At 59.0% G+C, this 25,061-nt stretch carries 26 protein-coding genes; 12 read left to right on the forward strand and 14 right to left on the reverse strand.

Translation table 11 applies throughout. The features are described from left to right. Positions 1-160: 160 nt before the first annotated feature. The 3 genes from groL to ACR0FB_RS15950 all read right to left on the reverse strand — a co-directional run bounded on the left by groL (position 161) and on the right by ACR0FB_RS15950 (position 2,972). A complete protein-coding gene (groL, locus tag ACR0FB_RS15940; protein ID WP_480621257.1) occupies positions 161-1,804 on the reverse strand; it encodes a chaperonin GroEL in 1,644 nt (547 codons plus the stop codon). A 53-nt stretch (positions 1,805-1,857) separates the two neighbouring features. Continuing rightward, on the reverse strand, positions 1,858-2,145 hold the full coding sequence (groES, locus tag ACR0FB_RS15945) for a co-chaperone GroES (RefSeq protein WP_010441779.1): 288 nt from the start codon (positions 2,143-2,145) through the stop codon (positions 1,858-1,860). A gap of 152 nt (positions 2,146-2,297) precedes the next feature. Beyond that, a complete protein-coding gene (locus ACR0FB_RS15950) occupies positions 2,298-2,972 on the reverse strand; it encodes a DUF2161 domain-containing phosphodiesterase (RefSeq protein WP_171118784.1) in 675 nt (224 codons plus the stop codon). A gap of 110 nt (positions 2,973-3,082) precedes the next feature. Here ACR0FB_RS15950 and ACR0FB_RS15955 point away from each other — a divergent pair, with 110 nt between their 5' ends. From ACR0FB_RS15955 to ACR0FB_RS15975, 5 genes are all read left to right on the forward strand, one after another. Next, the gene (locus ACR0FB_RS15955; RefSeq protein ID WP_480621259.1) at positions 3,083-4,063 is read left to right on the forward strand and encodes a TraB/GumN family protein; all 981 of its coding nucleotides are present in this window, start codon (positions 3,083-3,085) and stop codon (positions 4,061-4,063) included. A 110-nt stretch (positions 4,064-4,173) separates the two neighbouring features. After that, on the forward strand, positions 4,174-5,094 hold the full coding sequence (locus tag ACR0FB_RS15960) for a manganese-dependent inorganic pyrophosphatase (protein ID WP_171634476.1): 921 nt from the start codon (positions 4,174-4,176) through the stop codon (positions 5,092-5,094). Between the two features lie 132 nt (positions 5,095-5,226). Continuing rightward, positions 5,227-6,303, forward strand: a complete 1,077-nt coding sequence (locus ACR0FB_RS15965) for a DUF389 domain-containing protein (protein WP_480492155.1) — start codon at positions 5,227-5,229, stop codon at positions 6,301-6,303. Positions 6,304-6,405: 102 nt separating this feature from the next. Beyond that, positions 6,406-7,281, forward strand: a complete 876-nt coding sequence (locus ACR0FB_RS15970; RefSeq protein ID WP_480492157.1) for a TIGR01459 family HAD-type hydrolase — start codon at positions 6,406-6,408, stop codon at positions 7,279-7,281. Positions 7,282-7,382: 101 nt separating this feature from the next. Continuing rightward, on the forward strand, positions 7,383-7,826 hold the full coding sequence (locus ACR0FB_RS15975; RefSeq protein WP_117872517.1) for a MaoC family dehydratase: 444 nt from the start codon (positions 7,383-7,385) through the stop codon (positions 7,824-7,826). Positions 7,827-7,901: 75 nt separating this feature from the next. Here the strand turns inward: ACR0FB_RS15975 and ACR0FB_RS15980 are convergent, their stop codons facing one another. Together ACR0FB_RS15980 and ACR0FB_RS15985 are read right to left on the reverse strand one after the other, a co-directional pair. Beyond that, positions 7,902-8,891, reverse strand: a complete 990-nt coding sequence (locus tag ACR0FB_RS15980) for a methylenetetrahydrofolate reductase (RefSeq protein ID WP_152459000.1) — start codon at positions 8,889-8,891, stop codon at positions 7,902-7,904. Continuing rightward, positions 8,888-9,469, reverse strand: coding sequence for a methylenetetrahydrofolate reductase C-terminal domain-containing protein (locus tag ACR0FB_RS15985; RefSeq protein WP_171634484.1), 582 nt, complete (start codon positions 9,467-9,469; stop codon positions 8,888-8,890). Before ACR0FB_RS15985 ends, ACR0FB_RS15980 begins: the two co-directional genes overlap by 4 nt. Positions 9,470-9,729: 260 nt before the next feature. Here ACR0FB_RS15985 and ACR0FB_RS15990 point away from each other — a divergent pair, with 260 nt between their 5' ends. Genes ACR0FB_RS15990 through ACR0FB_RS16000 form a run of 3 tightly spaced genes read left to right on the forward strand, consistent with a single transcriptional unit; the run spans position 9,730 to position 12,165 of the window. Next, entirely contained in the window at positions 9,730-10,677 is a 948-nt protein-coding gene (locus tag ACR0FB_RS15990) for a bifunctional riboflavin kinase/FAD synthetase (RefSeq protein WP_480621261.1), read from the forward strand. Next, positions 10,658-11,131: a YcgN family cysteine cluster protein gene (locus ACR0FB_RS15995; protein ID WP_171206268.1), complete on the forward strand. Its 474-nt coding sequence runs from the start codon at positions 10,658-10,660 to the stop codon at positions 11,129-11,131. The genes ACR0FB_RS15990 and ACR0FB_RS15995 overlap by 20 nt, the downstream gene beginning before the upstream one ends. Continuing rightward, positions 11,131-12,165, forward strand: a complete 1,035-nt coding sequence (locus ACR0FB_RS16000) for a threonine aldolase family protein (protein ID WP_480621263.1) — start codon at positions 11,131-11,133, stop codon at positions 12,163-12,165. The genes ACR0FB_RS15995 and ACR0FB_RS16000 overlap by 1 nt, the downstream gene beginning before the upstream one ends. Here the strand turns inward: ACR0FB_RS16000 and ACR0FB_RS16005 are convergent. Further along, positions 12,152-12,985: an alpha/beta fold hydrolase gene (locus tag ACR0FB_RS16005; RefSeq protein ID WP_480621265.1), complete on the reverse strand. Its 834-nt coding sequence runs from the start codon at positions 12,983-12,985 to the stop codon at positions 12,152-12,154. The genes ACR0FB_RS16000 and ACR0FB_RS16005 overlap by 14 nt on opposite strands. Further along, positions 12,982-13,584, reverse strand: coding sequence for a 2-hydroxychromene-2-carboxylate isomerase (locus tag ACR0FB_RS16010; protein ID WP_171722737.1), 603 nt, complete (start codon positions 13,582-13,584; stop codon positions 12,982-12,984). Before ACR0FB_RS16010 ends, ACR0FB_RS16005 begins: the two co-directional genes overlap by 4 nt. A gap of 107 nt (positions 13,585-13,691) precedes the next feature. Between ACR0FB_RS16010 and ACR0FB_RS16015 the strand changes: the two genes are divergently transcribed. Continuing rightward, the gene (locus ACR0FB_RS16015; RefSeq protein WP_117872500.1) at positions 13,692-14,711 is read left to right on the forward strand and encodes a ribose-phosphate pyrophosphokinase; all 1,020 of its coding nucleotides are present in this window, start codon (positions 13,692-13,694) and stop codon (positions 14,709-14,711) included. A 103-nt stretch (positions 14,712-14,814) separates the two neighbouring features. Next, positions 14,815-15,264, forward strand: a complete 450-nt coding sequence (gene rpiB, locus ACR0FB_RS16020; RefSeq protein ID WP_171634498.1) for a ribose 5-phosphate isomerase B — start codon at positions 14,815-14,817, stop codon at positions 15,262-15,264. Between the two features lie 44 nt (positions 15,265-15,308). Here rpiB and ACR0FB_RS16025 read toward each other — a convergent pair whose 3' ends face one another. The 7 genes from ACR0FB_RS16025 to ACR0FB_RS16055 all read right to left on the reverse strand — a co-directional run bounded on the left by ACR0FB_RS16025 (position 15,309) and on the right by ACR0FB_RS16055 (position 21,668). Further along, a complete protein-coding gene (locus ACR0FB_RS16025) occupies positions 15,309-15,659 on the reverse strand; it encodes an H-type lectin domain-containing protein (protein WP_171634501.1) in 351 nt (116 codons plus the stop codon). 114 nt (positions 15,660-15,773) lie between these two features. Beyond that, a complete protein-coding gene (locus tag ACR0FB_RS16030; protein WP_480621267.1) occupies positions 15,774-16,184 on the reverse strand; it encodes a F0F1 ATP synthase subunit epsilon in 411 nt (136 codons plus the stop codon). Between the two features lie 12 nt (positions 16,185-16,196). After that, a complete protein-coding gene (gene atpD / locus ACR0FB_RS16035) occupies positions 16,197-17,621 on the reverse strand; it encodes a F0F1 ATP synthase subunit beta (RefSeq protein ID WP_152459011.1) in 1,425 nt (474 codons plus the stop codon). Between the two features lie 18 nt (positions 17,622-17,639). Continuing rightward, a complete protein-coding gene (locus ACR0FB_RS16040) occupies positions 17,640-18,518 on the reverse strand; it encodes a F0F1 ATP synthase subunit gamma (protein ID WP_171634503.1) in 879 nt (292 codons plus the stop codon). 15 nt (positions 18,519-18,533) lie between these two features. Continuing rightward, positions 18,534-20,072, reverse strand: a complete 1,539-nt coding sequence (gene atpA, locus ACR0FB_RS16045) for a F0F1 ATP synthase subunit alpha (protein ID WP_152459013.1) — start codon at positions 20,070-20,072, stop codon at positions 18,534-18,536. Continuing rightward, entirely contained in the window at positions 20,073-20,633 is a 561-nt protein-coding gene (locus ACR0FB_RS16050; RefSeq protein WP_171722736.1) for a F0F1 ATP synthase subunit delta, read from the reverse strand. A 300-nt stretch (positions 20,634-20,933) separates the two neighbouring features. Beyond that, positions 20,934-21,668, reverse strand: a complete 735-nt coding sequence (locus tag ACR0FB_RS16055; RefSeq protein ID WP_171634510.1) for a class I SAM-dependent methyltransferase — start codon at positions 21,666-21,668, stop codon at positions 20,934-20,936. 61 nt (positions 21,669-21,729) lie between these two features. On the opposite strand from ACR0FB_RS16055, the gene gloB reads away from it, so the two are divergent. Together gloB and clpA are read left to right on the forward strand one after the other, a co-directional pair. Then, complete coding sequence (gene gloB / locus ACR0FB_RS16060; protein WP_480621269.1) at positions 21,730-22,497, forward strand: hydroxyacylglutathione hydrolase; 768 nt, start codon at positions 21,730-21,732, stop codon at positions 22,495-22,497. A 174-nt stretch (positions 22,498-22,671) separates the two neighbouring features. Beyond that, a complete protein-coding gene (clpA, locus tag ACR0FB_RS16065; protein ID WP_171168952.1) occupies positions 22,672-24,996 on the forward strand; it encodes an ATP-dependent Clp protease ATP-binding subunit ClpA in 2,325 nt (774 codons plus the stop codon). The last annotated feature ends 65 nt before the right edge of the window (positions 24,997-25,061 follow it).

Genomic DNA, 25,061 nt, shown 5'->3' on the forward strand with positions numbered 1-25,061 from the left:
CAGCGTCTAAACACGCCTTGAAAACAGAACTGTCAACACAAAACGGGGCCGCCCGAAGGCGACCCCGTTCTTAAGCTATACGGCTTCCCTATCGGCAGCTTGGCGATATCGCCAAGCGCCTGTCGGGTCGTCAGAATTCGCCGGGGCGAATTCGACGTGCTTACATCATGCCGCCCATACCGCCCATGTCGGGCATGCCGCCGGCAGGCGCCGCGCCTTCCTTGGCCGGCTTGTCGGCAACCATTGCTTCGGTGGTGACCAGCAGGCCAGCAACCGATGCAGCGTCTTCCAGAGCAGTCCGAACCACTTTGGCCGGGTCAATCACACCGAACGAGAACATGTCGCCATATTCTTCGGTCTGCGCGTTGAAGCCGAATGCTGCGTCCGACGATTCGCGGACCTTGCCGGCTACAACCGCGCCGTCGACACCTGCGTTCTCGGCGATCTGACGCAGCGGCGCTTCGATTGCCTTGCGAACGATGTTGATACCTGCGTCCTGATCGGCGTTTGCACCTTTCAGAGCTTCCAGTGCTTTACCGGCCTGGACCAGAGCAACACCACCGCCCACAACAACGCCTTCCTGAACGGCAGCGCGTGTTGCGTTCAGAGCATCGTCCACACGGTCTTTACGCTCTTTCACTTCAACTTCGGTCATGCCGCCGACGCGGATAACAGCAACACCGCCTGCCAGTTTGGCAACGCGCTCTTGCAGCTTCTCACGGTCGTAGTCCGACGAGGTTTCTTCGATCTGAGTGCGGATCTGGGCAACACGTGCTTCGATCTCGGCCTTCTCGCCAGCACCGTCGACGATGGTGGTTTCGTCCTTGGTGATTTCGATTTTCTTGGCGGTGCCCAGCATGTCCATGGTGACGGACTCGAGCTTCATGCCCAGATCTTCGCTGATGACCTGACCGCCGGTCAGGATTGCGATGTCCTGCAACATGGCCTTGCGGCGATCGCCGAAGCCTGGTGCTTTGACGGCAGCAATTTTCAGGCCGCCGCGCAGTTTGTTGACAACCAGAGTTGCCAGCGCTTCGCCTTCAACATCCTCGGCGATGATCAGCAGCGGTTTCTGCGACTGGATCACTTGCTCCAGCAGCGGAACCATCGGCTGCAACGAGGACAGTTTCTTTTCGTGCAGCAGGATCATGCAGTCGTCGAGCTCTGCGATCATCTTGTCTGCGTTGGTGACGAAGTAAGGCGACAGGTAGCCGCGGTCGAACTGCATACCTTCGACAACGTCGGTCTCGGTTTCCAGACCTTTGTTTTCTTCGACGGTGATAACGCCTTCGTTGCCAACCTTCTGCATCGCGTCTGCGATCTGCTGGCCAATTTCCGCTTCGCCGTTGGCCGAGATTGTGCCAACCTGAGCGACTTCTGCCGAGTCTTTGACTTCGCGCGACGCAGCTTTAATGCCTTCAACAACCTTGGCAGTTGCCAGGTCGATGCCGCGCTTCAGGTCCATCGGGTTCAGGCCAGCTGCAACCTGCTTCAGGCCTTCTTTTACGATCGCCTGTGCCAGAACGGTTGCCGTGGTGGTGCCGTCGCCGGCTTCGTCATTGGTGCGGCTGGCGACTTCTTTCACCATCTGCGCGCCCATGTTTTCGAACTTGTCTTCCAGTTCGATTTCCTTGGCAACCGAAACACCGTCTTTGGTGATGCGCGGCGCGCCGAAGGATTTGTCCAGAACCACGTTGCGGCCTTTGGGGCCCAGGGTCACTTTAACCGCGTCGGCCAGGATGTTCACACCCTTCAGCATACGGTTGCGGGCATCGGTGTCGAATTTGACGTCCTTTGCAGCCATGTCGTTTCTCCTTGAGAAATTGATTTGAAATGAAGATCAGAGAAAGCGCGCGCTTACTCGATGATCCCCATGATGTCGCTTTCTTTCATCATCAGCAGCTCTTCGCCGTTGACCTGAACCTCGGTGCCCGACCATTTGCCGAACAGGATCTTGTCGCCAGCCTTGACAGCCATTGCGATCAGTTCGCCGCTGTCCTTGCGCGCACCTTCGCCGGTTGCGACGACTTCGCCTTCGCTTGGCTTTTCTTTTGCGCTGTCAGGAATGATCAGGCCGCCTGCGGTTTTCTCTTCGCTCTCTACGCGGCGAACCAGCACACGGTCATGAAGCGGTTTCAATGCCATCTTTGTAGCTCCTTGGGCTCAAAGTTTATCTATCCTCCCCCCGCCTTTCGACGAGGCGTTAGCACTCGGGGTGTGTGAGTGATAACGACGCATAGCTAGGGAGTCTAAAAGTCCGAGTCAACAATTTGTGAGAGATTTTTTTGCAAAATGGATCAGTCAGCCTGTTCCCAGCTATAGGCCCAATGCTTCAACCCTTCTGCGCCCTCTGACGTAAGCCCATAGATGCCTTTTTCAACCTTCTCGAACCACCCGTAGTGGTTTTCCCGCATAAGCCGGGTGGCGACCGGGACCGCGACCGATCTGGCGACGTCCGCCCCCTTTGACGGGCCATTCTCGGCCAGATAGGCCGCACATTTCAGCGCATCCTGCCGATACGCCGTCACGATACCATGGCGCGTCGCGCCCCCGGCGTTCGGGTCGCCTTGCAGCCGGTCGAATTCGCGCAGCAACCGTGCGGCCCTGGCTTTGTTCTTTCGGGGCGCGTAGGGGCCGGGATCGCACTGAACCTCGACCGTACCATCAGCCCGCACGGTGATCAGGCCCAGGCCGAGCCTACGACACAGTGCCAGATTATCTTTCAGCGCCCGCCGGGCCGTTCGGCCGGTGGGTTTGCAGACGGCAACATAGACCAGATCGGTGAGTTTCAGCCGGGTGATCGCCTGATGAAACAGGGACAGCGTGAACCGCAGTTTCAGTTCGACGATCACCGGCGCATCCCCATCGCGCACCGCCACGATGTCGGCTGCGCCGACTTCACCCTTGACGGTGTATCCCTGACGCTCCAGCAGCGCCTTGACCGGGGGATAGAGATCCTGCTCGCGGTTCATGTGGCCATGCTACGCAGATTGCCAGGGAATACCAGACGGGCGGCTTGAACATCGGCAGGTGGCGTGGCTAAGTCTGGGTTCAACTTCTTGACACCATTCAGGCTGGCCCCATGCGTTTGCTCACGTTTCTTGCGTTCCTTCTGTTTCCGATCTCGGCTCAGGCCGCGTGCGAGGGGGTGGACCTGCGGCCACAACTGCCCGAGGAAACCCGGACAAAATTGCAAAGTGCAGTGGCCCAGATCGCTTATCCCGAAGGCAATCACTGGATTGCACGCAAGGGCGACACGGTTTTGCACATCATCGGCACGTTGCACAGTTACGATCCGCGCATGGAAGACGTGATTGACCGCCTGTCGCCCGAACTCAGCAAAGCGGACGCCTTTTATTTCGAAGTCACTCAGCACGACATGGACGCCTTCGAAAAGACCATGGCCAACGACCTGAGTGCGGTAATGATTACCTCGGGCCCTACGTTGATCGATCTGATGGAGGAAGACGAATGGGATGCGCTGTCCGCAGCCCTGGCCCAGCGCGGCATCCCCGGCTGGATGGCTGCGAAGATGCGTCCGTGGTTCCTGACCATGATGCTGAGCATTCCGCCCTGCATGATCGAGGACCCGAATTCAACTTATGGAATGGACGCCCGCCTGAACGATCTGGCCGTTGAAAAAGGTATCCCGCAGCACTCGCTGGAACGAGTCGAAGACCTTATGGCCATGTTCGACAGTTATCCGCTTGAGAAACAGGTCGAGTCGCTTGTGCGCCTGTCCGGGGCGATGCAGGGCAATGCAGACCAGTTGGCCACCATGGCCAACGCGTATCTTGAAGAAAAGCACGCCGAGATCTTACAGCTTGCCCGTTTACAGGGGTTGGAGCAGTCGGGCCTGAGCCCCGAAGCCTTCGATGCGGAATGGCAGGATTTCGAGCAGCAATTGCTGGTGCAGCGAAATGCCAACTGGATGGCGCAGATTCTGGACATCAGGGATCAGACAGTTGTGATTGCGGTCGGCGCGGGACACCTGAGCGATGATTACGGCCTGCTGAATCAGCTGGAGCAGGCCGGATACGTTCTGACACGCGCCGAATTCTGAACGGACCCAGTGGTTTTCAGACCAAGCGTCGCAGACAGTGCTCAGCGGCGTGACAACGGCCTTTAGCCGCCCTATAAGGCGCGCAAATTTCCATTCCGCAGGACACTGACATGACGACGCTAGTATTTGGCCACAAATCCCCCGACACAGATTCCACAGGCTCGCCGATCCTGTGGTCGTGGTACCTGAACGAGGTCAAGGGTGAGCAGACCGAACCCGTACTGCTGGGTGAACCCAACACCGAAGCAACATTCATGCTGGAAAACTGGGACCTGCCCAAGCCGCGGATCCTTGAGGACCTGCCCGCGGAAACGCCGGTGGTTATCGTCGACACCAACAACCCCGCCGAACTGCCGGCCAACATCAACGACGCGGACATCCGCGCCATCATCGACCATCACAAGCTGGTCGGTGGCCTGGAAACCAAAGGCCCGATCGACATCACAGTGCGCCCCCTGGCCTGCACCGCCACCATCATGGTTGATCTGATGGGCGAAGATGCGGCCAAGATGCCCGACGCCATCAAGGGCGCCGCGCTTACCTGCATTCTGTCGGATACTCTGGAATTCCGCTCACCCACCACCACGGCGCATGACCGCGAGGTTGCAGAACGTCTGGCGGCCGAGCTCGAGCTGGACATTTCGGCATATGCGGCAGACATGTTCGCGGCGAAATCGGATGTCTCGTCCTTTTCGGACGCCGAGTTGATCCGCATGGACAGTAAAGAATACGAGGTCGACGGCACCAAATTCCGGGTCTCGGTTCTGGAAACCACCGCCCCCGGTGTCGTTCTGGACCGCAAGGCCAGCCTGGCGGACTCGATGGTGGCCGTTGCCAAGGAAGACGGCGTCGAGCAGGTGCTGCTGTTCGTGGTTGATATCCTGAACGAAGAGGCCACGCTGCTGGTCCCCAATGATCTGGTCAAAACCGTGGCCGAGAAAAGCTTTGGCGCAACCGTGGACGGCGACGCCGTAGTTCTGCCCGGTATCATGAGCCGTAAAAAGCAGATCATTCCGAACCTGAAGGTCTGATCCTCAAGCGACCCAAATATGAAGGCGTCCAATTCGGGCGCCTTTTTTCTTTGCTGACAGCCATTTGCGGAGGCGTTGCCGGTTGTTAGTCTGACCGGGGGTCAAAAGCCTATCCCAGGTCAGGTAAATGCAATGGTCGTACGAAAACTGAGCACCACCCGCAGCATCCTTCTTTTTGAAGGTACCGACAAGGCGGCGTATTGGCGACGTTTTGCAATGTTGCTGACGCTGTCGGTCGTGATTGCCACCATGGGTTTGCTGCGCAACTCAGGCGCTGTCGTGATCGCGGCCATGCTTGTGGCGCCGCTGATGACCCCGATCCTCGGGGTGGCCGCCGCGATGGTCATGGGATGGTTGAAACGCGCGGTGACGCTGGCGCTTACGGTTTTCCTGGCTGCCATTGTCTGCGTGATGATGGCATGGTTTCTGGTCTATGTCGCAGATGTTCCCCGTGGCATTTTGATCCCCGACCAGGTCCTGGCGCGCACCGATCCCGGCACCGAAGACCTGATCGTCGCGCTCGCTGCCGGTGTGGCCGGGGCCTATGTTCAGATCAACAAGTCCGAATTGAGCCTTCTACCCGGCGCGGCCATCGGTGTTTCGCTTGTTCCCCCGCTGTCGGCCTCGGGCATTCTTTTATATTTTGACGAACCCGCCGAGGCCTATGAGGCAGGGCTGCTTTTCGCAACGAACCTTGGCGCGATCATTCTGTCAGCCTGCGCGGTTTATCTTGTCTATGCCGCGCGCTCCGTGGTTTTCAGCAAGGGAAAGCGCAAACTGAACTTTACCGCCAGCGTCTTTGTCGCGATCGCGTTTCTGGTCGTCGTCGTCCTGCAGCTTGGGAAGTCCACCTACAACCGTTATCTGGAAACGCGGACCGAGGCGCAACTGGCCGAGTCCATTCGTGCATGGGCCGATCCGGTTTCCGTGGAAATCATCCGCATCGACGTCAACGCTCAGCGCAAGCGGGCCGAGGTTTGGCTGATCGTCGATCTGCCGGCCGAAGCGCAGTTCAAGGTTTCTTCCATTGCCGGTTTGCTGCCACCCAAGCTGCGTGAGACCCCTCTGGTCGGGGTGTTGGAGGAGGAACTAGGACCCGGATACTTGGCCATTATCCGGTATCAGCCGCGTATCGGGGCCCAGATCATCCTGGGAACGGAAAACGTTCAGCAGGCCCCGGATGTCACGAAAATTACCGAAGACGAGTAGCAGATTCACCCATTCCTTGGCGCAAACGGGAATGCGGGATGGTGTTCGGGCCCAAGCTTTGCCATAGCTGTCGCCAGCGCGATATCAGACCCAGAGGCACCCATGACCCAGATCGTTTCCTCGCTTTCCGAGATCTCGGACCGTTACAAGGCATTGTTCGTCGACCTTTGGGGCTGTGTTCACAACGGCATCACGGCCTACCCCGAGGCGGTCGAAGCGCTGAAGGCCTATCGCGCCAAGGGTGGACTGGTGGTCTTGGTCACGAACTCTCCCAAACCTCGCGCCGGGGTGGCAGAGCAGCTCGTGCAATTCAACGTCCCTGCCGACGCGTATGACACCATCGCCACCAGCGGGGATTCCGCGCGATCTGCGATGTTCCGGGGTGCTGTGGGGCACAAGGTTTACTTCATGGGCGAGTGGCAGCGCGATGCGGGCTTTTTCGAACCGCTGAAACTGTTGGATCACCCCATCCATATCGAGCGTGTGCCGCTGAAGGAAGCCGAGGGTATTGTCTGCTGCGGTCCGTTCGACCCGATGGCCGACCCGGATGTGAACCGGCCGGATTTCCTGTACGCCAAGCAGATGGGGATGAAACTGCTTTGTGCGAACCCTGATATTGTCGTGGACCGCGGCGAGGTGCGCGAATGGTGCGCCGGTGCTTTGGCCAGGCTGTACACCGAAATGGGCGGCGAGAGCCTGTATTTCGGCAAACCGCATCCCCCGATCTATGATCTGGCCCGCCGCAGGTTGCAGGAACTGGGGCACGACATCCCCGACAGCGACATTCTGGTGATCGGCGACGGCCCCCACACGGACATTCTGGGCGGCATGGGAGAGGGCATTGATTCTCTGTTCATCTCGGGCGGATTGGCCGCGGCAGAAACAAAAACGTCGCATCATCCGCACCACGAATCTCTAACCGCCTATATTGAAATGGAAAAGATCAATCCAACCTACACGATCGGGCGCTTGAGGTAATAAGAAAAGACTTGATTTTCTGCAACTGCGAAGTAATAAAGTTGCCAACCTTGGCCAAATGATGGTTTTTTCTTTCACGGCCGATTTCGAGTGAGGGCAACATGTTGGACAATCTTCCGCGCGGAACGATCTGTATCGAAGACATCGAAATGGGCATGTCCCGCCACCTGCGCAAAGTGGTGACGGATGAAGATATCGAAATGTTCGCGCAGGTCTCGACCGACCGGAATCCGGTGCATCTGGACGACGACTATGCCCGCGATACGATCTTCGAAGGCCGTATTGCCCACGGAATGCTGACGGCGGGTCTGATCTCGGCCGTGATTGGTGAACAACTGCCGGGTCATGGCACCGTTTACATGGGTCAGTCACTGAAGTTCCTGGCACCTGTGCGTCCGGGTGACATGGTCTATGCCGAGGTGAAAGTGATCGACATCGATTTTGCCAAGCGCCGCGTCAAGCTGGACTGCCATTGTTCGGTCGAGGGCAAGAAGGTCCTGATCGGCGAAGCGATGGTGCTTGCCCCGTCGCGCAAGTTCGACTGACTGGCAAACACAGTCTCGCAAAAGGCGCCGGACCGGCGCCTTTATTGTTTGGGCACTCAAATGCACACAAGGTCGTCAGGAAGAACGGGTTCGTTTTCGCCCTTTCAGCGCACCTGATTCCAGAATGATTTCCGACACCACGTGTTCACGCCTGTAGGCCATCACGTGAACCCCGGAAACACCGGCGATGTCCCGGATCTGCTGGATCAGTTCGATACAGATCTTCTTGCCCTCTTCCGCGGGCTTTTCGGCCTTTTCCATCCGCTCGATGACATGATCCGGGATGTGAATTCCGGGCACATTGCTGCGCATCCAGCGTGCCGCGCGTGCCGAAGCGATTGGGCCGACACCCGCGATGATGAATACTTTTTCGTCCAGACCGGCATCCCGAACCCGGTCCATGAACCTTTCAAAGAGCGGAATGTCGTAGATATAGTTGGTCTGAATAAACTCGGCCCCCGCCTCGACCTTCTTTGCAAGACGTTCCGGGCGCCAGTCATAGGGCGGTATACAGGGGTTTTCCGCTGCACCCAAAAACAGTTGAGGGGGGCGCGTGATCTTGCGGCCGGAAAGAAACTTTCCCTGATCGCGCATCGTTCGGATCGTCCGCAGCAAGGTCAGGGAATCAAAGTCAAACACAGGTTTTGCGCCCGGTTGATCCCCAACCCCGACACCGTCGCCCGTCAGGCACAGCACGTTGCTGACGCCCAGCGCAGCAGCCCCCAGAACATCCCCCTGAATGGCGATCCGGTTCCGGTCTCGGCAGGAAATCTGATAGACCGGAGAATACCCTGCGCGGGTCAACAACGCACAGATCCCTATCGAAGACATGTGGCAGTTGGCACCAGACGCATCAGTTGCATTGATCGCATCCGCCACTTCGCCCAGCGGCTGTGCCGCCTGAAACACATCCTCGGGGTCAGCACTGTCTGGCGGGTTAAGTTCAGCAGTCACCGCAAAGCGACCCGAACGCAGAACTCTTTCCAATCGACTGTGCGAGACATAGCCTTCGGGAACAGGCACATAGCCGATCGGCTCGACCTCGCTGCGATGGGCATCATTCATTTCTTCAGCTCCCGGTTCACCGCGTTGGGGGGTTCTGCAGCCAGAGGTGCCGCAGAGGGTTCGTTTTCACGCGCCTCCGGGAACGCCTGCGCAAGCGTTTCGCGGGCAGCGTCCCGGGCCTCGCGTTCCCGTGCGGCGATCTCGCGGCTGACCCGCAGCCAGGATGATGATCCCTTCAACGTGTGTTCCACGGGCGGAAGAACCTCTTTTATCTTGTTGCCCCCGTGTTGCATGCGGCTGGCGCCGTCCCAGGCCAAAGCCCAGACGCATTTCATATCGGGCTTCACCTCGCAGAACTCACCGGGACGTACACCGCCGCACGGGCCGTTGCGCAGTTGCTTGGGGCAGTTCATCGGGCAAGACATACCCGTCGAAGACAAAACGCATTGTCCGCACATCTTGCAATCAAACAAAAGACTTTTGACGCCTTTTTCGACCAGCGCAATGGGGCGTTCAACGCGGTTGTAGCCGATCTTTGCAAAGACCGGATCCATCGCGACCATGCCCCGTTCGACACATTTGTAAATCCACTCGAACGCACGGGCGTTGCGAATCGCGAACAGTCGCAATCGATACATGGGTCTGCCTCCTGTGCTGGGTTCATTTGAACCTGGCCGGGCCATCGTCCGCCGCCCAGCGTGGTCCGAGGGCCGGAAACCCAGTCTACACCCAGTATTTTTTTTGGATCAAGCAGTTGACCAAATGTTGTACAGCATTCCAGGGATGCCCCGTGTGCAATCATGTCCGGCAAATGGTTTTGGTGTGTTTCGCCAGGACCGGTGCCTTGAATTCAAACTGCCGCTTGAACAAATCGCAACGCAACGCTACGCAATCGCCTATGCACATCATCCGGGATTTCCAGTTTGTCGAGCCAGAAGATCGCGGCGCCAGCGTTGCGATCGGGAATTTTGATGGCGTTCATGTGGGGCACCAGTCGGTGATCGAACTGGCCCGCGACGCGGCCCCGGATGCGCCACTGGGGGTCATGACCTTCGAGCCGCATCCGCGTGAATACTTTGCGCCGGACTCTCCTCCGTTCCGCCTGATGCGCGGCAATGCGCGGGCGCATCGGCTTGAGAAACTGGGTGTGAAGAAACTGTATGAACTGCCGTTCAACGCGGCGCTGGCCGGGCTTTCCCCCGATGAATTCGCGCGCAACGTGATTTGTGACGGGCTGGGCCTGTCCCATGTCGTGGTCGGGGCCGATTTCTGTTTTGGCAAGGGCCGCAGCGGGACGGCTGACGATCTGGTTCGGTTCGGGCAAGAGATGGGATTTGGCGTGACGATCGCCCCTTTGATGCAGCGGTCGGAAAACGTGGTCTCGTCAACCGCCATCCGAACCGCGTTGAGCGAGGGTCGCCCAAAGGATGCCGCCGCGATGCTGGGCCATTGGCACAGGATCGAAGGCGAGGTGATCGGGGGCGAGCAGCGCGGGAGGGAGCTGGGTTTCCCAACCGCGAACATGTCCATCGAAGGGCTCCACCCGCCCAAGTTCGGTGTCTACGCCGTATTGGTCGACGTGCTGGATGGCCCGCATCAGGGCAGTTATAACGGCGCGGCCTCGGTTGGGGTCCGCCCGATGTTCCATGGCGAAGTGCCAAATATCGAAACCTTCCTGTTCGACTTTTCCGGCGACCTGTACGGGGCGACCTTGTCGGTGGGGCTGATCGAATTCCTGCGCCCTGAAATGACATTTGACGGGCTGGATGGTCTGATCGCGCAGATGAATGCCGATTGTGAACAGGCCCGGGGCATTCTGGCACCCTATGAGCGCCGATCCGATTGAACGCACCGGCCTGCCCGCCCGGTTCTGGGAACGCAAACCGCTGCGCAAGATGAACCAGCGCGAGTGGGAGGCCCTGTGTGACGGCTGCGGCAAGTGCTGCCTCAACAAGCTGGAAGATGAAGACTCGGGCGAAGTTGCCCTGACCTGCGTCGCCTGCCGCCTGCTGGACGATGAAAGCTGCCGCTGCACGCAATACGACATCCGGCATCAATTCGTCCCTGAATGCATCGTCATGACGCCCGACAATATCGACGAACACGCCTATTGGTTGCCGCAAACCTGCGCCTATCGGCTGCTGTGGGAGGGCAAACCGCTTTACGACTGGCACCCATTGTTGTCTGGTACGCCGGAAACCGTGCACGCCGCAGGCGTGTCGGTCCGAGGGCGCACGGTGTCCGAGTTCGAAACCCCCATGGAAGAGTGGGAAGACTACATTATCGAGGAGCCTAGCTGATGTATTTCGCATCTGACAATTCCGGGCCGGTTCACCCGCAGGTCATGGCCAAACTGGCCGAGGCCAATAAGGGCTATCAGATGGCCTATGGCGCCGACACGATGATGAACGAGGTGCGTGACCGCATTCGCAGCATCTTTGAAGCTCCGGGGGCGGCCGTCTATCTGGTGGCGACGGGGACAGCGGCAAATTCTCTGGCTCTTGCCACATTGTCCAACCCTTGGGAAACGATCTTCTGCTCTCCGGTTGCCCATATTCACGAAGACGAGTGCAACGCGCCCGAGTTTTACACCGGGGCCAAGCTGACCCTTGTTCCCGGCGGTGACAAGATGGCGCCGGACGCGCTGCGCGGGTCCATCTTGGGCGAAGAAACCCGTGGTGTTCACGGGCCGCAGCGCGGGCCGGTGTCGATCACCCAGGTCACCGAGCGCGGATCGGTCTATTCGCTGGAGGAGTTGCAGGCGCTGTGCGGGGTCGCAAAGGAATATGGCTTGCCCGTCCATCTGGATGGGGCCCGGTTCAGCAATGCCCTGGTAGCCCTGAATTGCTCTCCGGCTGACATGACATGGAAAGCCGGGGTGGATGCAGTCAGCTTCGGTGGTACCAAAAACGGCCTGATGGGCGTCGAGGCCGTGGTGTTCTTTGACGAGAGCAAGGCCTGGGAATTCGAGCTGCGGCGCAAACGCGGGGCGCATCTGTTTTCCAAGCATCGCTACCTGTCCGCTCAGATGGCGGCCTATCTTGATGATGATCTGTGGCTGAAGCTGGCGCGTCAGGCCAATGCAAACTGTGCCCGGCTGGCCGATGGCTTGCGTGCAAAAGGGGCCGAGTTCCTGCACGAACCGCAGGCCAATATGGTCTTTGCCGCTTTTTCACGCGCGAAGCACAAACAGCTGCATGAGGCCGGGGCAATCTACCACCTTTGGGGGGCCGAGCTGGAAGGTGACGATGACGATGAAAGCCTTGCGTGCAGACTGGTCTGCGACTGGTCGATCGGAACAGCCGAGATCGATCAGTTTCTCAGCCTGTTGTAACACCCGCCCCGTGGCCAGCTTTCCAGAACTCCTGAAGCAGCACGGCGGTTTCAAGGGGGTGCGAAATGGGCAGCATATGCCCCGCATCTTGAACGACTTCATGGCGTGCGTTCGGCAGACGACGCTGCAATCCTTTACAGATTGCGGGGATCGTCGGGTGGGTCTTTGATCCGCTCAGCAACAGGGTTGGCATCGATACGCGCTTGCATCTGTCGGGGTCAAGCAACCCTTCCCGGTCATCGTACAGAACGGGATAAGACGCGGGAACAACATGAATCCCACGTACCATGCTGGCGCGCGTCCGCTCTGGCAGGTCATGCCATTTGGGGCTGATGCCAGAGCTCCACATCCGGTTGAACAACCGCGCGGCCAGCGCTTCGTCGCCTGCTTGGAACGCTGCTTCAATCGGCTGGGACTCTCGCAGGTGCTGATCGTAGAAACCGGGCGCGTCCTGTTTTGCCACCGCAAAGAACACAGGCTCAATCAGGGTCAAACTTCGAATACGGTCCGGGTGCTCGATGGCCAGTCTGAGCGCAACGATCGCCCCAAAGGAATGGCCGACCAGATCCGTGGGCTCGGTCAATTCGACCGCCGCCAGCTCTGTCACAGCGTCAAAGAAATCGCTTTGACCGTCCCAATCCGGACTGCGCCCATGAGACAGCATGTCCGGTGCAACAAGACACACGCTGCCATCCAATGCCTTGGCCAGGCCGGACCACGCGCCGGAATGTGCAATGGTGCAATGAAGGGCAAGCAAATTGCGCCCTCCGTCACCCAATCGTCTCACGAAACCGGATTGCATCGCCGTCGGGGCTGTCATCCATCGATCTCGGACAGATGCCGATCCAGATCATCCAGGCGATCCTGCCCCCAGAAGCGTTGACCATCCGGCGTGATGTAGAACGGCGCGCCGAACACGCCGCGATCCACGGCTTCTTCCAGATTGGCGGCATAGGTTTCGGCCCCGACCAGCAGACCGCTGTTGGCCAGTTCCGGGTCAAACCCGGCATTTGCCAGGCAGTCCCGGATCACATCATCCTGAGCGACGTCCTTTTCTTCGGCCCAGCAGGCGCGCAGTATCAACTGGCACAACTTGCCCACGTCGCCCGAACCATCCTTGATCGCGGCGATGATCGCATAGGAGGACGGCGCCATGTTGGTCGGCCAGTGCGCCGGTTGCAGGTTGAACTCCATCCCCAGATTCTTCGATTGGCGCAGCAACTCTTGAGCGCGGTATTCGATGCGCGATACATGACGGTCTTTCGGCGGCGTGCCCCCGGTACGTGCGAACAGGGCCATGATGTCCAGCGGCTTGTAGTTAATCGTTGCGTCGTGTTTCGCCGCAATCTCTTCCAGCCGGTTCCCCGCAAGATAGCTGTAGGGCGAAATTGTCGCAAAAAAGTAGTCAATCCGGGTCATGTTCACTTTCTCCGCTGCGTTACCTTTGCGGGACGGTAAGGCCATGCTAAGCGGTGTCAACATCACGAATCTGTCACATTGCCATTGCTGCCCGGGGACCTCAGCCGATGCCGACACTTCACGAACCCAAGCTTATCGCTGGGAACGCCAACCTTCCACTTGCCAAAACCATCGCCCGTCGCATGAGCCTGTATCGCGGTGTCGACCAGGGATTGGTCGATGCACGCGTCGAACGGTTCAACGATGGCGAGATCTTCGTCGAAGTGTTCGAGAACGTACGCGGCGAGGATATGTTCATTATCCAGCCGACCTCGAACCCGGCCAACGACAACCTGATGGAGCTGCTGATCATCGCCGACGCACTGCGCCGCTCGTCGGCGCAACGGATCACGGCCGTGATCCCCTATTTCGGCTATGCCCGCCAGGATCGCCGCACCAAGGCCCGCACGCCCATCAGCGCCAAGCTGGTGGCCAATATGCTGACCGGCGCAGGGATCGAGCGGATTCTGACGATGGATCTTCATGCCGCGCAGATTCAGGGGTTTTTCGATATGCCCGTCGACAATCTGTACGCCTCGCCGATCTTTGCGCTGGATGTCAAAAACCAGTTCAAGGACAATCTGGATGAGATCATGGTGGTTTCACCCGACGTGGGCGGCGTGGCGCGCGCGCGTGAACTGGCCAAGCGCATCAATGCCCCTTTGTCGATCGTTGACAAGCGGCGTGAGAAAGCAGGCGAAGTCGCTGAAATGACCGTTATCGGAGATGTGAAGGACAAGATCTGCCTGATCGTCGACGATATGTGTGACACCGCCGGAACACTTTGCAAGGCCGCGCAGGTCCTGTTGGACAATGGCGCCAAGGAAGTTCACTCCTACATCACGCATGGTGTCATGAGCGGCCCCGCGGTCGAGCGGGTGACGAACTCGGTCATGAAGTCGCTGGTGCTGACCGACACGATCCAGCCGACCAAAGAGATTTTGAAGGCAAAGAACATCCGCATCGTTCCGACTGCGCCGATCTTCACCCAGGCGATCCTGAATATCTGGAACGGAACCAGTGTGTCTTCGCTGTTCGAAGACAAGACGCTGACCCCGATCTACGAATCCATGTATCAGATGGATTGAGCAACAGGGGCGGCCAAACATGTCGCCCCCTGATATCTGAAATACCGATTGCGCGGATATCTGACCAGTGGGTGCGATCGGCGACACAAGTGGAATCACCTCCATGACTGCCAATAAACGTATTGTTCTTTCCAGCGATCACGCGGCGATCGAGCTGCGCCAGTCCGTGGCCAACCACATCGCACAGCAAGGTTGGGACGTGGTTGATATCGGCCCGACAACCCCGGAAAGCACCCATTACCCCAAGCACGGCAAGGCTGCGGCGCAGGCCGTTGCCTCGGGCGATTGCAGCTTGGGTATCGTCCTCTGCGGCACTGGGCAGGGTATCATGATGGCTGCGAACAAAGTGCCCGGCATTCGCTGTGGCGTTTGTTCCGACGCATTCTCGGCCCGCATGATCCGCCAGCACAACAACGCCAACATGCTGTCGATTGGCGCGCGGGTTGTCGGTGAGGGTCTGGCGCTGGACATCGTTGACGCGTTTCTGAATGCCGAATTCGAAGGCGGCCGCCACGCCACACGCGTGGACATGATCGAAGCGCAGGACGACTGAACCCAATCAGTCGTTCAAACGCCTGAAAACATGGCGAACCCGGATCAGGATATATTCCAGTCGTCCGGGTGTGCCACCTCTCCTATCGCGGTCCAGCTTGCCCGGATGCGAGCAATCCGAGTGTCGGACCAGGTCCGGAATACTGCGTCAAAACCCTCGGCAGTGATATGTTCGGCCTGAACCTCTGCGCGCAGCGCCGAGGACGTGTCGACATCCCACAGCGAGATCCCGATCTGCACCATAGGCGGGGTCCGAAATGCTTCTTTGAACCGAATGTTTGCGCGGCGTTCACGCGGCCCCTGCCCGGTCCACATATCGCCGCCTTCGGCAAACTCCGAGAACAGGACATTTTCACCCTGCTCAATTCCAATGGGATGGGTTAGAAACTTTTTCATCTTATCATCATTATTCTTGAATTCCCGCAACTTACCCCGGCATTTCGGCAAAAGCACGACAAAAAAACGGCCCCGCAATTGCGAGGCCGCTCAAATTTTTCACTAGTGGGCCCGTTACAGGCTCATATGCGCTCCAAGCGCTTCCATGTCGGCCAGCAGCTTGGCTGCATCGTCGACAATGGTCTGTTCGCCGTTTTCCTTCGCCACCTCGTGCGAGGCGCGTGCCTCGGCGATCAGCTCGTCCAGATGCGCGCGGGTTACTTCCGCCACCGGGATGGCCTTTTCGGCCAGAACTGACAGGCTGTCGCCGTTGATCTGGGCAAACCCGCCGGTGACCAGGTATTCGCTGGACCCTTCGGGTGCCTCGACCTTGAGCAGACCGGGGCGCAGCGTGGTGATGGTGGGGGCATGATCGGGCATCGCCGTCATGTCCCCGTCCGCGCCGGGAATCTGGACCGCGCTCGCCTGAAGCGAAGCAAGGCTCCGCTCGGGGCTGACGAGGTCGAATTGCATCGTGTTTGCCATCAGGGATACTCCTTAGGCGGCTTCTGCGGCCATCTTCTCCGCTTTGGCGATCACTTCGTCGATGCCACCAACCATCAGGAAGGCCGCTTCGGGCAGGTGATCGTATTCGCCGGCCACAACGGCCTTGAACGACGCGATGGTCACATCCAGAGGAACCTGAACGCCGGGCGAACCGGTGAAGACTTCGGCCACGTCGAACGGCTGCGACAGGAAGCGTTCGATCTTACGGGCACGGGCCACGGTCAGTTTGTCCTCTTCCGACAGTTCGTCCATGCCAAGGATGGCGATGATGTCCTGTAGCGACTTGTAGCGCTGGAGGATCTGCTGAACGTCGGTCGCAACCTTGTAGTGCTCTTCACCAACGATGGCCGGGTCAAGCAGACGCGAGGTCGAGTCGAGCGGGTCAACCGCCGGGTAGATACCCTTTTCCGAGATCGCACGGTTGAGAACGGTGGTCGCGTCGAGGTGCGCAAACGAGGTTGCCGGCGCAGGGTCGGTCAGGTCGTCCGCGGGCACGTAGATCGCTTGCACGGATGTGATCGAGCCCGACTTGGTCGAGGTGATGCGTTCCTGCAGGGCGCCCATGTCGGTGGCCAGTGTTGGCTGGTAGCCCACGGCCGAAGGAATACGACCTAGCAGAGCCGACACCTCGGAACCCGCCTGCGTAAAGCGGAAGATGTTGTCGACGAAGAACAGAACGTCGGTACCGGACTGGTCACGGAACTGTTCCGCCAGGGTCAGACCGGTCAGAGCGACACGTGCACGCGCACCCGGAGGCTCGTTCATCTGACCGTACACCAGGGCCACTTGGCTTTCCGACAGGTTGTCGGGCTTGATCACGTTCGATTCGATCATCTCGTGGTACAGGTCGTTCCCTTCACGGGTCCGTTCACCAACACCCGCGAACACCGAGAAGCCCGAGTGCACTTTTGCGATGTTGTTGATCAGTTCCATGATCAGAACGGTTTTACCAACGCCGGCACCGCCGAACAGGCCGATCTTACCGCCTTTGGCGTAGGGGGCCAGCAGGTCAACGACCTTGATGCCGGTCACCAGAATTTCCGACTCGGTCGACTGTTCGTCGAACTCGGGCGCGGGCTGGTGGATGGCGCGGGTTTCGGTGGCTTCGACCGGGCCCTTTTCGTCGATCGGTTCGCCGACCACGTTCAGGATGCGGCCCAGGGTGGCGTTGCCGACCGGAACCGAGATCGGTGCGCCGGTGTCGGTCACGGCCTCGCCGCGGACCAGACCTTCGGTCGCGTCCATCGCGATGGTGCGGACAGTGTTTTCACCCAGGTGCTGAGCAACTTCCAACACCAGGCGCTTGCCGTTGTTGGTGGTTTCCAGCGCGTTCAGAATTTCAGGCAGCTGATCTTCGAAGTGCACGTCGACGACGGCCCCGATGATCTGTGTGACTTTGCCTTTTGCATTCGCCATGTTTCGTCTCCGGTTTTCTTACAGCGCTTCGGCGCCGGAAATAATTTCAATCAGCTCGTTGGTGATCACGGCCTGACGCGAGCGGTTGAACTGGATCGTCAGCTTGTCGATCATCTCACCCGCGTTGCGTGTCGCGTTGTCCATCGCGGACATCCGTGCACCCTGTTCAGACGCTCCGTTTTCGAGCAGAGCCGAGAAGATCGCAGTCGCAACCCCCTTGGGCAGCAGGTCGGCCAGAATGGCTTCTTCGCTGGGCTCGTAATCGAAGATGGCACCGCTGTCGTCACCCGCCGCTTCGCCCTCGAACGAGGCGGGGATGACCTGCTGCGCCGTCGGGATCTGGGTCACGACGTTGACGAACTTCGAGTAGAAGATCGTGGCAACGTCGAACTCACCCGCGTCAAAGCGAGACAGGACGTCCTTGGCGATGTCTTGCGCGTTGTTGTACCCAATGCGCTTGACCTCGCTCAGGTCGATATGTCCAACGAACAGATCGCCAAAATCACGCTTGAGCGCGTCGCGGCCCTTCTTGCCGACAGTCAGAACCTTGACCGTCTTGCCTTTCAGGCGCAGCTCTTCCGCCTTTTGGCGGGCCAGCTTGGCGATGTTCGAGTTGAAGCCGCCGCAGAGGCCGCGTTCAGCTGTCATGACAACCAGCAGATGGACATCGTCACTGCCCGTACCACGGAGCAGCTTGGGGGCGCTGTCGCTGCCCCCGACCGAAGCCGCCAGCCCTGCCATCACGGCATTGAACCGCTCGGCATAGGGGCGCGAGGCTTCGGCAGATTCCTGGGCGCGGCGCAGTTTTGCAGCCGCGACCATCTGCATGGCCTTGGTGATCTTGCGGGTCGATTTGACCGACTCGATCCTGTTTTTAAGGTCCTTAAGATTTGGCATATGCCCGCCTCTCCCTTAAGCGAAGGTTGCGGCGTATTCGTCCAGCGCAGCCTTGATCTTGTCGGAAGCGTCACCCTTGATCTTGGGGTCTTCGTCCGTGATCCACTGAAGCAGATCCGCGTGCTTGCCACGCAGGTGCGCCAGCAGGCCAGCTTCGTAACGGCCAACGTCGGACACATCGATCTTGTCGAGGTAACCATTGGTACCTGCGAAGATGACGCAGACGATTTCAGCGTTGGTCAGCGGCGAGTACTGCGGCTGTTTCATCAGCTCGGTCAGACGCGCACCACGGTTCAGCAGCTGCTGGGTTGCGGCGTCGAGGTCTGAACCGAACTGCGCAAAGGCCGCCATTTCGCGGTACTGAGCCAGTTCCAGTTTAACCGGACCCGCAACCGACTTCATCGAGTTGGTCTGGGCCGAAGAGCCCACACGCGAAACCGACAGACCGGTGTTCACGGCAGGACGGATGCCCTGATAGAACAGTTCGGTTTCCAGGAAGATCTGGCCGTCGGTGATCGAGATCACGTTGGTTGGAATAAACGCCGAAACGTCACCACCCTGAGTTTCGATAACCGGCAGAGCGGTCAGCGAACCCGCGCCGAAGTCTTCGTTCAGCTTCGCCGAACGTTCCAGCAGACGGGAGTGGAGGTAGAAAACGTCGCCAGGATAGGCTTCACGTCCGGGCGGACGACGCAGCAGCAGCGACATCTGACGATAAGACACAGCCTGTTTCGACAGGTCATCATAGATGATCAGCGCATGGCGGCCGTTGTCGCGGAAGTATTCAGCCATCGCAGTTGCGGCGTAGGGTGCCAGGAACTGCATCGGTGCCGGGTCCGAAGCGGTTGCGGCCACAACGATCGAGTATTCAATCGCACCGGACTCTTCCAGTTTCTTCACCAGCTGCGCAACGGTCGAACGCTTTTGACCGATCGCTACGTAAACGCAGTACAGTTTCTTCGACTCGTCGTCGCCTGCTGCGTCGTTGTAGGTTTTCTGGTTCAGGATGGCGTCCAGAGCAACGGCGGTTTTGCCGGTCTGACGGTCACCAATGATCAGCTCACGCTGGCCACGGCCGATCGGGATCATCGCGTCAACCGATTTCAGGCCGGTTGCCATCGGCTCGTGAACCGATTTACGCGGGATGATGCCGGGCGCTTTTACGTCTGCAACGCCACGCTTGGTTGCGTTGATCGGGCCTTTGCCGTCCAGCGGGTTGCCCAGACCGTCCACAACGCGGCCCAGCAGCTCGTCACCGATCGGAACGTCCACGATCGAGTTGGTACGCTTGACGGTGTCACCTTCTTTGATGTCACGGTCGGAACCGAAGATAACGACACCGACATTGTCGCTTTCCAGGTTCAGCGCCATGCCCATGATGCCGCCGGGGAATTCGACCATCTCACCGGCTTGCACATTGTCCAGACCGTATACACGGGCAATCCCGTCACCGACGCTCAGCACGCGACCGATCTCGGCCACTTCGGCTTCCTGACCAAAATTCTTGATCTGGTCCTTCAGGATTGCAGAAATCTCTGCAGCTTGGATTCCCATTTATCCGACCTCTTTCATTGCATTCTGTAGGGAGTTCAGCTTCGAACGGATCGAACTGTCGATCATTTTCGAGCCCACTTTAACGACAAGACCGCCGATGAGGCTTTCATCCACGGTCGCATTGATAGTTACGGTCTTGCCCACGCGCTCAGACAGCGTCTTGGACAGTTTTTCCATTTGCGTCTTGGTCAGCGCCTTGGCCGAGGCGACATCCGCGGTCACTTCGCCACGCTCATCAGCCAGCATGTCGCGCAGAACCTTCAGCAGTTGCGGCACGACGAACAGGCGACGCTTCTGCGCCATCAGACCCAGCGTGTTGCGCAGGATGGCGTTCAGACCCATCTTGTCTGCGATCGCAGTGATCGCGCCTTCCTGTTCAGCGCGGGAAACCAGCGGCGAAGCGATCAGGTCGCGCAGCTCTGCACTGTCGTCCAGCGCGGCTGCCAGATCATTGATGCCGGATTCCAGACCTGCAAGGTCGTTGTTCTCTTTTGCGATCTCGAAGACCGCGGTGGCATAGCGCTCGGCGATGCCAGTGGAAATCGAAGCTGGTTCGGACACGTCCACCCTTCCGATATTTTGGGCCCCGAATTCGCGTGCGGCAGCTACCCCGGGGGCGTGAAGAAACCCCGGCCAGACGGTCGGGGATCAAAATCACCGGGGATGTAGCAGAGCCGAACCAACCAAGCAATACGCTATAGCGGTAACGGATTTATCCACAAATTGTTATTTTTCATTAACTTACGGCAAGTGCGACGGTTTGAACACATTGGCCCAGTTGAAAAATGTTACGAATATGCAGGTTTTTGCGATTCCTGTGACTTTTTTTCCTCAATTTTTCGCATGGAATTGCCCGGGGTCTCAGGCGGGCTTCAGCAAGCCGTCCAGCGCTTTGATCGGTCTTTTGACCGCGTCTTTGGTCACGCTGCCGCTTGGCGGGCGGATATGTTTGCTGACTTCCACCATCAGCACCCCACCCGCCATCACCGTCGGAATCCGCTGGCCGGTCTTTTCGATCAGGTTGCCGGATTTCAACCAGAATCGCCGGAACGACGGAGGCATATACAAGGCCGAGCAATGCACCTCGGGCAGGAAGTGATGCGCCTTAAGCTGGTTTTCCAGCTGAGTTGCAGAGTACGGGCGCCCGAACCCGAACGGGGTCTTGTCCGACCGTGACCACAGACCCGCCCGGTTTGGAACGATGAAGACGGCCCGGCCACCGGGGCCCAGCACGCGCCAACATTCGTCAAGCAACTGGTTTGGCCGTTCCGACGTTTCCAGCCCATGCATCACCACAAGCTTGTCCACGTGGCCGGTCTCGATCGGCCAGAGGGTTTCTTCGGTCAGGACCGAAACGTTGGGCATGCCTGCCGGCCATGGCATCACGCCCTGTGGTCCCGGCATCAACCCGATGACCCGGCGCGCATCCGACAGGTAAGGGCGCAGCAAAGGCACCGCGAAACCGAATCCCGCCACTGTCTGGCCTTTTGCTTCGGGCCAAAGCTCGATCAGACGCCCGCGAATAGCCGCCTGCGCCGCACGCCCCAACGTGCTGCGGTAATAGAAGTTCCTCAGATCCTGTACATCAAGATGCATTGCGGACATCCGGTCAATCGGCTTAGCTGGGCGCAGTCTAGCAATGAAAGGGCAAAAGGCCATGCCTCTTGAAATCGTTACAATCCCGTGCCTGAGCGACAATTACGCCTTTCTGGCGCATGACGCCGTCACTGGCCAGACCGCCCTGATCGACGCGCCCGAGACCGCACCGGTCCTGAAGGCGTTGGATGACCGGGGGTGGACGCTGTCATATGTGCTGTTGACCCATCATCACTGGGATCACGTGGACGGGCTGGTGGGAATATTGGCCAAACAGCCGGCAAAGGTCATCGGGGCCGCCGCTGACGCAAATCGCCTGCCGCCGCTGGATCAGCAGGTCAAAGAGGGCGACAGTTTCGAGATCGGCGGCGAACCGGTTCAGGTTCTGGACGTTTCCGGGCACACGGATGGCCATATCGCATTCTACATGCCGAAGAGTTCCGCGGTGTTCACCGCCGACAGCCTGATGGCGCTGGGTTGTGGGCGCCTGTTCGAGGGCACACCCGCGCAAATGTGGGCCTCTTTGAACAAGCTGGCCGCCCTGCCGGACGACACTTTGGTCTGTTCAGGGCACGAATACACACAATCCAACGCCAAATTCGCGATTACAGTCGATCCCGAAAACCAAGCCTTGAAAGATCGCATTGCGGATATCGACCGCGCGCGTGCGGCCGGGAAAGCCACTGTTCCTTCGACTCTGGCCCTTGAAAAGGCCACAAATCCGTTCCTGAGGGCCGCCGATCCGGCGGTTCAGGCGAAATTGGGTATGGTGGGCGCTGACCCCGAGGCCGTTTTTGCCGAAATTCGGGCTAGAAAAGACCGGTTCTGATGCCTATTTGCTCCTCTTCAGGGCCACGGTCACAACAAATGTGACTGTCAAGTGAAAGAAAACCCTTGAAGCCGGGCCACGATCAACCAAACTCTAATAGTATGAGGACATGGTTGGGATGGGGTTCCGGCCAAGAAACCGCCCCCTTCTGACCCAAGACAGAGGAGCACCCGCGTGCCTTCATTCTCGAGCACACTGGAACAAGCCATACACGCGGCCCTGGCGGCTGCGAATGAACGGCGCCACGAATTCGCAACGCTGGAGCATTTGCTGCTGGCCCTTCTGGAAGAACCCGATGCCGTGCGCGTCATGAAAGCGTGCAGTGTCGATCTGGACGAGCTGCGCAGCACTTTGGTGGAGTTCATCGACGAGGATCTTTCGAATCTGGTCACGGATATCGACGGATCCGAAGCCGTACCCACCGCAGCGTTCCAGCGCGTCATTCAGCGCGCCGCGATCCACGTTCAAAGCTCGGGCCGGACCGAAGTGACCGGCGCCAACGTTCTGGTCGCCATATTCGCCGAACGCGAAAGCAATGCCGCCTATTTCCTGCAAGAGCAGGACATGACCCGTTACGACGCGGTCAATTTCATCGCGCATGGCGTCGCCAAGGATCCTGCCTATGGCGAAAGCCGCTCGGTATCCGGTGCGGATCAGGTGGAAGAAGACGCCCAGACTACATCCGGCGAAGCCGAACAGAAAGAAAGCGCGCTGGGAAAATACTGCGTGGATCTGAACGCCAAGGCTCGAGCTGGCGATGTCGATCCGCTGATCGGACGCTCGGATGAGGTGGAACGCTGCATCCAGGTGCTGTGCCGCCGCCGCAAGAACAACCCGCTGCTGGTGGGGGATCCAGGTGTGGGCAAGACCGCCATCGCAGAAGGTCTTGCGCACAAGATCGTCGGTGGCGAGGCCCCCGATGTGCTGGCCAATACCACGATCTATTCCTTGGACATGGGCGCGCTGCTGGCCGGAACCCGCTATCGCGGTGATTTCGAAGAACGTCTGAAAGCGGTTGTGACCGAACTGGAGGATCACCCGGACGCGGTGTTGTTCATCGACGAAATCCATACCGTGATCGGTGCCGGGGCGACCTCGGGTGGGGCTATGGATGCCTCGAACCTGCTGAAGCCTGCGCTTCAGGGCGGCAAACTGCGCACCATGGGCTCGACCACCTACAAAGAGTTCCGTCAGCACTTCGAGAAGGACCGTGCGCTGAGCCGCCGGTTCCAGAAGATCGACGTGAACGAGCCTTCGGTAGAAGACAGCGTAAAGATCTTGCGCGGGCTGAAGCCTTATTTCGAAGAGCATCATGACATCAAATACACCGCCGATGCGATCAAGACGGCGGTCGAACTGTCGGCGCGTTACATCAACGACCGCAAGCTGCCCGACAAGGCCATCGATGTGATCGACGAGGCCGGCGCGGCGCAGCATCTGGTCGCGGAAAGCAAGCGGCGCAAGACCATTGGCGTCAAAGAGATCGAGGCGGTTGTCGCCAAGATCGCGCGCATTCCGCCCAAGAACGTCACCAAGGATGATGCGTTGGTGCTGAAAGACCTTGAAGCATCGCTGAAACGGGTGGTGTTTGGTCAGGATCTAGCAATCGAGGCGCTGTCCAGCGCGATCAAACTGGCCCGCGCCGGTCTGCGTGAACCTGAAAAACCCATCGGCAACTATCTGTTTGCCGGTCCGACGGGGGTTGGCAAGACCGAGGTGGCGAAACAGCTTGCAGATACCCTGGGTGTGGAACTGCTGCGTTTCGACATGTCGGAATACATGGAGAAACATGCCGTCAGCCGCCTGATCGGTGCCCCTCCGGGCTATGTCGGGTTTGATCAGGGTGGTTTGCTGACCGACGGTGTTGACCAGCATCCGCACTGCGTGTTGTTGCTGGATGAGATAGAAAAGGCCCACCCGGACGTGTTCAACATCCTGTTGCAGGTGATGGACCATGGCGAGCTGACCGATCACAACGGTCGCACGGTGAATTTCCGCAACGTAGTGCTGATCATGACCTCGAACGCGGGCGCGCAGGAACAGGCCAAAGCCGCCATCGGCTTCGGTCGCGATCGGCGCGAAGGCGAAGACACGGCCGCGATCGAGCGTATGTTCACACCGGAATTCCGCAACCGTCTGGATGCCGTGATCTCCTTCGCACCGCTGCCGAAAGAGGTCATTTTGCAGGTGGTCGAGAAATTCGTCCTACAGCTTGAGGCACAACTGCTGGATCGTGGCGTGACCATCGACCTGACCCCAAAAGCTGCCGAGTGGCTGGCCGACAAGGGATATGACGACAAGATGGGTGCACGCCCGCTGGGTCGCGTGATTCAGGAGCACATTAAGAAGCCGCTGGCCGAAGAGCTGTTGTTCGGCAAGCTGGCCAAGGGCGGCGTGGTTCGTGTCTCGGTCAAGAAGGGCGAACTGGATCTTGAAATTCTTGGCCCGGACCAACGGCGCATTTCAGGAGACAAACCACCTCTGTTGACGGCAGACTGACCAAAATACAGACAACTCCTTCAAAGCCCGGCGATCCCCATCGCCGGGCTTTTTCTCTGCTGACA

The organism is Ruegeria sp. P10, assembly GCF_056534925.1.

What these genes read in the sequence shown, in the direction of transcription:
- groL (WP_480621257.1), bottom strand. Translation starts at nt 1,804, where the DNA reads ATGGCTGCAAAGGACGTCAAATTCGACACCGATGCCCGCAACCGTATG.
- groES (WP_010441779.1), bottom strand. Translation starts at nt 2,145, where the DNA reads ATGGCATTGAAACCGCTTCATGACCGTGTGCTGGTTCGCCGCGTAGAG.
- ACR0FB_RS15950 (WP_171118784.1), bottom strand. Translation starts at nt 2,972, where the DNA reads ATGAACCGCGAGCAGGATCTCTATCCCCCGGTCAAGGCGCTGCTGGAG.
- ACR0FB_RS15955 (WP_480621259.1), top strand. Translation starts at nt 3,083, where the DNA reads ATGCGTTTGCTCACGTTTCTTGCGTTCCTTCTGTTTCCGATCTCGGCT.
- ACR0FB_RS15960 (WP_171634476.1), top strand. Translation starts at nt 4,174, where the DNA reads ATGACGACGCTAGTATTTGGCCACAAATCCCCCGACACAGATTCCACA.
- ACR0FB_RS15965 (WP_480492155.1), top strand. Translation starts at nt 5,227, where the DNA reads ATGGTCGTACGAAAACTGAGCACCACCCGCAGCATCCTTCTTTTTGAA.
- ACR0FB_RS15970 (WP_480492157.1), top strand. Translation starts at nt 6,406, where the DNA reads ATGACCCAGATCGTTTCCTCGCTTTCCGAGATCTCGGACCGTTACAAG.
- ACR0FB_RS15975 (WP_117872517.1), top strand. Translation starts at nt 7,383, where the DNA reads ATGTTGGACAATCTTCCGCGCGGAACGATCTGTATCGAAGACATCGAA.
- ACR0FB_RS15980 (WP_152459000.1), bottom strand. Translation starts at nt 8,891, where the DNA reads ATGAATGATGCCCATCGCAGCGAGGTCGAGCCGATCGGCTATGTGCCT.
- ACR0FB_RS15985 (WP_171634484.1), bottom strand. Translation starts at nt 9,469, where the DNA reads ATGTATCGATTGCGACTGTTCGCGATTCGCAACGCCCGTGCGTTCGAG.
- ACR0FB_RS15990 (WP_480621261.1), top strand. Translation starts at nt 9,730, where the DNA reads ATGCACATCATCCGGGATTTCCAGTTTGTCGAGCCAGAAGATCGCGGC.
- ACR0FB_RS15995 (WP_171206268.1), top strand. Translation starts at nt 10,658, where the DNA reads ATGAGCGCCGATCCGATTGAACGCACCGGCCTGCCCGCCCGGTTCTGG.
- ACR0FB_RS16000 (WP_480621263.1), top strand. Translation starts at nt 11,131, where the DNA reads ATGTATTTCGCATCTGACAATTCCGGGCCGGTTCACCCGCAGGTCATG.
- ACR0FB_RS16005 (WP_480621265.1), bottom strand. Translation starts at nt 12,985, where the DNA reads ATGACAGCCCCGACGGCGATGCAATCCGGTTTCGTGAGACGATTGGGT.
- ACR0FB_RS16010 (WP_171722737.1), bottom strand. Translation starts at nt 13,584, where the DNA reads ATGACCCGGATTGACTACTTTTTTGCGACAATTTCGCCCTACAGCTAT.
- ACR0FB_RS16015 (WP_117872500.1), top strand. Translation starts at nt 13,692, where the DNA reads ATGCCGACACTTCACGAACCCAAGCTTATCGCTGGGAACGCCAACCTT.
- rpiB (WP_171634498.1), top strand. Translation starts at nt 14,815, where the DNA reads ATGACTGCCAATAAACGTATTGTTCTTTCCAGCGATCACGCGGCGATC.
- ACR0FB_RS16025 (WP_171634501.1), bottom strand. Translation starts at nt 15,659, where the DNA reads ATGAAAAAGTTTCTAACCCATCCCATTGGAATTGAGCAGGGTGAAAAT.
- ACR0FB_RS16030 (WP_480621267.1), bottom strand. Translation starts at nt 16,184, where the DNA reads ATGGCAAACACGATGCAATTCGACCTCGTCAGCCCCGAGCGGAGCCTT.
- atpD (WP_152459011.1), bottom strand. Translation starts at nt 17,621, where the DNA reads ATGGCGAATGCAAAAGGCAAAGTCACACAGATCATCGGGGCCGTCGTC.
- ACR0FB_RS16040 (WP_171634503.1), bottom strand. Translation starts at nt 18,518, where the DNA reads ATGCCAAATCTTAAGGACCTTAAAAACAGGATCGAGTCGGTCAAATCG.
- atpA (WP_152459013.1), bottom strand. Translation starts at nt 20,072, where the DNA reads ATGGGAATCCAAGCTGCAGAGATTTCTGCAATCCTGAAGGACCAGATC.
- ACR0FB_RS16055 (WP_171634510.1), bottom strand. Translation starts at nt 21,668, where the DNA reads ATGCATCTTGATGTACAGGATCTGAGGAACTTCTATTACCGCAGCACG.
- gloB (WP_480621269.1), top strand. Translation starts at nt 21,730, where the DNA reads ATGCCTCTTGAAATCGTTACAATCCCGTGCCTGAGCGACAATTACGCC.